The 1,721-nt window shown below is 46.1% G+C and carries 1 protein-coding gene; it reads right to left on the bottom strand.

All coding sequences use genetic code 11. The features are described from left to right. Positions 1–53: 53 nt before the first annotated feature. On the bottom strand, positions 54–1,721 hold a 1,668-nt coding region (locus tag WBJ10_RS12165; protein WP_424290658.1), incomplete at its 5' end, for a hypothetical protein.

Here is a 1,721-nt window from a genome sequence, read left to right as displayed (position 1 = left end):
TTGAAGGTAAGATTTTTTGGAAGAAGCAAGAAAATGTGGACGAAAAGATTTTGTTACGCGAATTTTCTCTCGGCCCATAAGAAGCTGCAACAAACCAAAAACAACAAATAAAACCATAGCGCTGGTACACGGTATGTATACGTCCGAACTGCACCTGCGGCCTTTTTCACACTCGTACCATTTTCATTAACAAACCTTGCCGTTCGCTCAACTTTCTGCGCAGCTCTCGCACTTGACCAATCTGTTTGGTCATATACATACCACCAAAAATCCTTATCCCCGGACCGTATGGATTGCCATCCGCTTTCAGATGGCCAGTAGTTTGCTTTCCAGCGGAAAGGCTGGAAAACATCCTGAGCAAAGTGTAAAGGGATACCAGTAGTTTCTGCCGTGGGAACTGCCGTGGCGGAGCTTTCCAGCGCAAGGCGGGCTGGCGTATTAATTATCGGGAACTGATCAAGCACAGCCCAGTTTTCTGTAGTTTCAATTTTGCGCGCCGCCTTCTCCAGAATGTGCGACCAGAAAGAGGAATAATCTGCCGGATTATTGCTGAGCATCCAGGTATAGGTATCCGAGACGGTGCTTGCCAAAATACGGCCTGCCCCATAGAGTTTGCTGCTTACAAGAAGGTTATTTTTATTATCTCTCACTAATGCCTGTTCGCCCGGACGGGAAACAATCTCCATGGCCGGGCCAGATGGGAGTGAGGGTTTTTTAGCCGTCTGACCGTTCCAGTTAAGCGTCAGCGATTTGGAATCTATTGCGCGGTTTTGGCGGATATTGAATGCCTGACGGTAAAAGCCAGCGCCGACGCTGCCGTCGGACAGTATTAGCAATCCCATACCTTTACTTACCTGGCTTTGGATCGCTGAACTTTCGGAGGAACTTAAGTCTGATAAGGCCGACACGTCGCCGATCACTATGTCAAAGCTTTCCAGAACTCCAGGCCCGACCCGGTTAAGATTCATGCGTTCTGTATTTAAAAATTCAGTGCTGTACTTGTTTTTACTGATAGTAGTTCGGACGGCAAGTGCATAGTTCTCTTCATAAAGCCAGGTTTTAAGAAATTTACTTTCGAAGCCCGGCGAGGAGGAAAGTATCAGGATTTTAAGGGGCGTTTTCTTTTCAATGATTAAGGGGATTTTTTCAATCGCCAGGGTATCCTTCCCCGAAAGGGCAATAAGAGAATAAACCGCTTTATCGAGTAGCTTCGGAAATGTACTTAAATCAAAAGTGGTCTGCTTTGCGCCGAGCTCAAGGGAATCGAGGGTGGTGCTCAAGCCGCGAAGTAGGATTTTTACAGATTCGTTTGATCCACTATTGAAGCTCCCTTGCACCCTGAGCTTTTCGCCTGAGCGGATGGTAGAATTCCAATCAACGGAAGTGAAGCCAGAAATATCTGTCGGATGAAATATCAGCTGATGGTTTTTGAATGCTTGCAATTCATGCAGATCTAGTCCGCTGCCAAGGATGTGGATTTTGTTGATATCAGCCTGCGAGCGGCTGAAGTATTCAAGATCGAATATTGGTTTGACCTTATTGTTCTTAGCAATAATGGAAAGATCGGCACTGTAGACGGGAATGTTCTTTAAACTGCTTAAGCTATCACTTTCATACCCGCTTGTTAATAGAACCGCTGTATTTTCTTTAGAAGGATCGAGCTTGCGCTGGAAAGAGATGGGAAGAGCAATGAAATACATAGCGGCAACTGCGCCGACAGA

This window comes from Daejeonella sp. (assembly GCF_049655485.1).
Taxonomy (GTDB): Bacteria; Bacteroidota; Bacteroidia; order Sphingobacteriales; family Sphingobacteriaceae; genus Daejeonella.
This window is presented reverse-complemented; position numbering and strand designations above follow the sequence as displayed.